Below are 4475 nucleotides of genomic sequence, written 5' to 3'. Positions count from 1 at the left end.
CTTCGCCGCCCACGCATCCCGGATCGGCTGGATGATCCGCCAGCACTCCTCGGCCTCGTCGGCGCGCACCGACAGCGCCACATCGCCGTCGAGCAGCTCGTCCAGGACCTCCTCGTAGGAACGCTGCTGGCCTTCGCCGAGGTCGGCCACCAGGTCCTCGTGCCGCAGTGCGAACGGATCGTCGCCGCCGGTGACGTGAAGCCGCAGGTGCATCTCGTCGGGACCGAGCGAGAACGTCAGCCTGCCACCGTCGACCGGGGTGCCGTTCAGCCCCGGCGGCACATGCCGCACGGGCTTGAAGGTCACCACGATCTCGGAGTGCTTGCGGTCCAGGGCCTTGCCGGAGCGGAGCACGAACGGCACGCCCGCCCAGCGGTCGCTGGCGATCTCGAAGGTGACCTCGGCCAGCGTCTCGGTCTGCCGGTCCGGGTCCACGCCCTCCTCGTCGCGGTACGAGGGCAGCTTCCGGTCGCCCTGCGTACCGGCCGTGTACTGGGCGCGTCGCGACGCCGTCGCCGGGTCGTCGCCCATCACGTGCGTGGCGCGCAGCACGGCCGCCTTCGCATCGCGCAGGTCGCGCTCGCCGAGGGTGGAGGGCGGATCCATCGCCACCAGGGCCATCACCTGCAGCAGGTGGCTCTGGATCATGTCGATCATGGCGCCGGCCTTGTCGTAGTACCTGGCCCTGCCTTCGAGTGCCACGCTCTCGTCGAAGCGGATCAGCACCTGCTGCACGTGCTCGGCCCGCCACACCGGCTCCCAGATGCGGTTCGCCAGGCGCACCCCCAGCAGGTTCAGCAGCGTCGACCTGCCCAGGAAATGGTCCACGCGGAAGATCTGCTGCTCGGGCACCAGCGCCAGCAGCTTGCTGTTCAGCTCGCGAGCGGAGGCCTCGTCCTCGCCGAACGGCTTCTCCATCGCCAGGATGGTGCCCTCCGGCAACGTGAGGCCCTCCATGGCGTCAATCGCGGCCGCGGTGACGGCAGGCGGCAGGGCGAAGTAGAGCACCGTCGAGGGGCCGAGGCCCTTCACCAGCGAGGCGACGTCGTCGGCATCCGTCACGTCCGCCTTCACGTAGTCGGCGATGTCGACGTGCTCCAGCGCCTGCGGCGAATCGGCGAACGCCTTCTCGACGGCTGAGCGCCAGGTGCCGGCATCCCAGTCCTCCGTACCCGAACCGCGCAGCGCGACGCGGCGCTTCGGCTCCTTGCACAGCAGCGACGCCAGCGACGGCAGCAGCAGACGGGAGGTGAGGTCGCCGGAGGCGCCGAGGATGTAGAGCGTGGTGGTCGGCATGAGATCGACGCTAGTCCCACGCACCCCGAAAGCAAGGGGCTGGATTCGGCATGGCGCGAGTGCGAGACTGCGGGCGTGGCCATGCGGATCGAAGACTATGCCCTGCTGAGCAACTGCCGCACCGCGGCGCTGGTCTCGAGGGAGGGGAGCATCGACTGGCTCTGCCTTCCGCGTCTGGACTCCGCCAGCACGTTCGGCGGGCTGCTCGGAGACGACTCGCACGGCAGGTGGTCGCTGCGCCCCGCCGATCCGGATGCCACGGTCACGCGCCGCTACGACGACGACACCTTCGTGCTGATCACGCGGTGGGAGAGCGCGGATGCCGTGGCGGAGGTGCACGACTTCATGCCCATCGATCCCGACGCCGCTGTCGACATCCGGCGCACCGACCTCGTCCGCCGTGTCGTCGGCGTGCAGGGCACGATGCACCTGGAGCAGCGGATCAGCATCCGCTTCGACTACGCGCGGGCGATGCCGTGGGTGCGGCAGACCGGCAGCGCCCACCACCCGCGGCTGGTGGCGATGGCGGGTCCGGATGCCCTCGCGCTGCGTGGCGCGGCGGTGAAGGCCGTGGATCATGAGCATCGCGGCGACCTCACGGTCGTGGCCGGGGAGGTGCGGGACCTGCAGCTGACGTGGTTCCCCTCGCACCTGGACGTGCCGGAGCCGCTCGACGTCGACGCCGAGCTGGAGCGCACCAGGGCCTGGTGGCAGGACTGGGCCGACACGATCGAGCATGACGGCCGGCACCATGACGTGGTCGTGCGGTCGCTGCTGATCCTGCGCGCGCTCACCAACCATGAGACGGGCGGCATCGCGGCGGCGGCGACGACGTCACTGCCCGAGGACTTCGGCGGCGAGCGCAACTGGGACTACCGCTACGTGTGGCTGCGGGACGCCGCGCTCACGCTGGAGGCGCTGCTCGACCACGGCTTCCTCGCTCTCGCCGACAGGTGGCGCGAGTGGCTGCTGCGAGCGGTCGCGGGCGACCCGGCCGACCTGCAGATCATGTACGGACTGGCCGGCGAGCGCGACCTGACCGAGCGCGAGGTCGACTGGCTGCCCGGTTTCGCGGCATCCGCCCCGGTGCGCATCGGCAACGGCGCCGCCGCGCAGTACCAGGCCGATGTGGTGGGCGAGGTGCTGGTGACGCTGTCTGCCGCGCGCTCGGCTGGACTGGAGGAGTCGAAGTTCTCCTGGCCGCTGGAGCGGCAGCTGCTGCGCTTCGCCGCCGAGCAGCTCGAGCGGCCGGACCAGGGGCTGTGGGAGATCCGCGGCGACCCGCACATGTTCACGCACTCCCGCGTGATGATGTGGGCCGCGTTCGACCGCGGCGTGCGGGCGGTCGAGGAGTTCGGCCTGGACGGGCCCGTGCAGCGCTGGCGTGAGCTGCGCGACCGGCTGCGCTCCGAGATCGACCACGGCGGTGTGACCGACGGGTACTTCACCCAGTACTACGGCAGCAGCGAGGTGGACGCGTCACTGCTGCTGCTCCCGCAGGTGGGATTCTGCGCGCCGGACGATCCGCGGATGCTGAGGACCGTCGAGCGGATCGAGCAGACGCTCATGCACGACGGACTCCTCCACCGGTATCGCACCGGCACGGGCGTCGACGGTCTGGCGGGGGATGAGAGCCCGTTCCTGGCCTGCTCGTTCTGGCTGGTGGAGCAGTACGCGGTGACCGGCCGCGACGACGAGGCGCAGGAGCTGATGGACCGGCTGTGCGCGCTGCGGAACGACGTGGGGATGCTGTCGGAGGAGTACGACCCGGTGCAGGAGCGTCAGGTCGGGAACACTCCGCAGGCGTTCTCGCATCTCGCCCTGGTGCGGGCGGCGGATGCCCTGATGAGGACGGAGCACCGGCCGCGGTGATGCGGGGTGCATCGTCGCGCCGAAAGCAGAAGGATCGCCGAGAACAGGACGGATGCTGCGCAGAGCATCCTGTTCTCGGCGATCCTCCTGGTCCGGGGCGTGCCCGGGAAGCGGGTCAGGCGCTGAGCAGCACCGTGTCGCCGATCGGGCGGCGCACGCGCGGCGCGGTCTCGCGCTGCGCGAGCACCTCGGGCAGGGCGTCGATGTCGCCGAGCTCGCCCAGGGCGAGGACGGTCATCGGGGCGAAGCGCTCGTCCAGTCCCGCGAGCTCACGGATCTGCTCGGGCAGGAAGCCGCTCATCTGGTGCACGAGCAGGCCGTCGTGGTGCGCCTGCACGGAGAGGTGCGCGATCGACTGGCCGAGGTCGTAGACGGCGTGGGTGATCGGGGTGCCGTCCTCGGTGGCGGTCTCGGCGACGGCCACGATCAGCACGGCCGCGTTTCCGGCCCAGGCCTGGTTGAAGCCCATCAGGGCGGCGTGGATGCCCTCGTGCAGCGCACTGCCGCGGCGAGCGACGATGAAGCGCCAGGGCTGCATGTTGTTGGCGCTGGGTGACCAGCGGGCGGCCTCGAGGGCGGAGGCGAGCTTGGCCTCGTCGATCGGGGTCTCGGCGTCGAACGCGCGCGGGCTCCAGCGATCGGCGAGCACGTCGAGGACGGGGTGCTCGGTCTGGGCGGTGCGGTCGAGGACAGGAGTGCTCATCTGGATGAGGCCTTTCAGGTGGTGCGGATGCTGTCGGACCTCATCGTCCTGCTGGCACAACCAGTCTATGCGCGTGCATATTCCCGCATCCCTTCGTCTCGTCGCTGCGCTCCTCGCTCAGGGACCGGAACCGGAGCTGGAACCCGGCCCCTGAGCGAGCGGAGCGAGACGAAGGGTCAGCCGCGCAGTGCCTCCCCGAGCTTGACCCTGGCGCCCATGCGCAGCAGCGAGTTCTCGTAGATCTTCGCGCCGATCAGGATCGCGCCCACGCACGCGGCCAGCAGCAGCGCCAGGCTCAGCAGCGGCTCCCACCACTGCGCCTCGCCGACGAACAGCCGCACCGGCATCGCCACCGGGGCCGAGAACGGGATGTACGACAGGATCGTCATCACCAGCGGGTTGTCGTTGAAGATGATCACGAGGATGTACGGCGCCATGACCAGCATCATCAGCGGCATCGTGGTCGAGCCGATGTCCTCCTGCCTGGACACCATCGCGGCGGCACCGGAGTAGAGCGACGCGAGCAGGATGAAGCCGAACAGGAAGAAGACCGCGAACCACAGCACCGGTGCACCGATGCCCGCGAGCAGCTGGTTCTGCCCCG

At 70.2% G+C, this 4475-nt stretch carries 4 protein-coding genes; 1 reads left to right on the top strand and 3 read right to left on the bottom strand.

Features of this window, described 5'->3' with window-relative positions:
- Positions 1 to 1296: glucose-6-phosphate dehydrogenase (locus tag BGN97_RS00365; protein ID WP_292697015.1), on the bottom strand; the 1296-nt coding region annotated here is incomplete at its 3' end.
- Positions 1297 to 1377: 81 nt separating this feature from the next.
- Between BGN97_RS00365 and BGN97_RS00360 the strand changes: the two genes are divergently transcribed.
- Positions 1378 to 3168: a glycoside hydrolase family 15 protein gene (locus BGN97_RS00360; RefSeq protein WP_292697182.1), complete on the top strand. Its 1791-nt coding sequence runs from the start codon at positions 1378 to 1380 to the stop codon at positions 3166 to 3168.
- Between the two features lie 115 nt (positions 3169 to 3283).
- Here the strand turns inward: BGN97_RS00360 and BGN97_RS00355 are convergent, their stop codons facing one another.
- Together BGN97_RS00355 and BGN97_RS00350 are read right to left on the bottom strand one after the other, a co-directional pair.
- On the bottom strand, positions 3284 to 3871 hold the full coding sequence (locus tag BGN97_RS00355) for a nitroreductase family protein (RefSeq protein ID WP_292697012.1): 588 nt from the start codon (positions 3869 to 3871) through the stop codon (positions 3284 to 3286).
- A 176-nt stretch (positions 3872 to 4047) separates the two neighbouring features.
- Positions 4048 to 4475, bottom strand: a 428-nt coding sequence (locus tag BGN97_RS00350; protein ID WP_292697009.1) for an ABC transporter permease, incomplete at its 5' end; no start/stop codon positions are given.

Source organism: Microbacterium sp. 69-10 (assembly GCF_001897945.1).
In the GTDB taxonomy this organism is placed as follows: Bacteria; Actinomycetota; Actinomycetes; order Actinomycetales; family Microbacteriaceae; genus Microbacterium.
Note: the sequence above shows the minus strand (reverse complement) of the source record. Positions and strands in the feature narration are given on the sequence as shown.

What these genes read in the sequence shown, in the direction of transcription:
- BGN97_RS00355 (WP_292697012.1), bottom strand. Translation starts at nt 3,871, where the DNA reads ATGAGCACTCCTGTCCTCGACCGCACCGCCCAGACCGAGCACCCCGTC.
- BGN97_RS00360 (WP_292697182.1), top strand. Translation starts at nt 1,378, where the DNA reads ATGCGGATCGAAGACTATGCCCTGCTGAGCAACTGCCGCACCGCGGCG.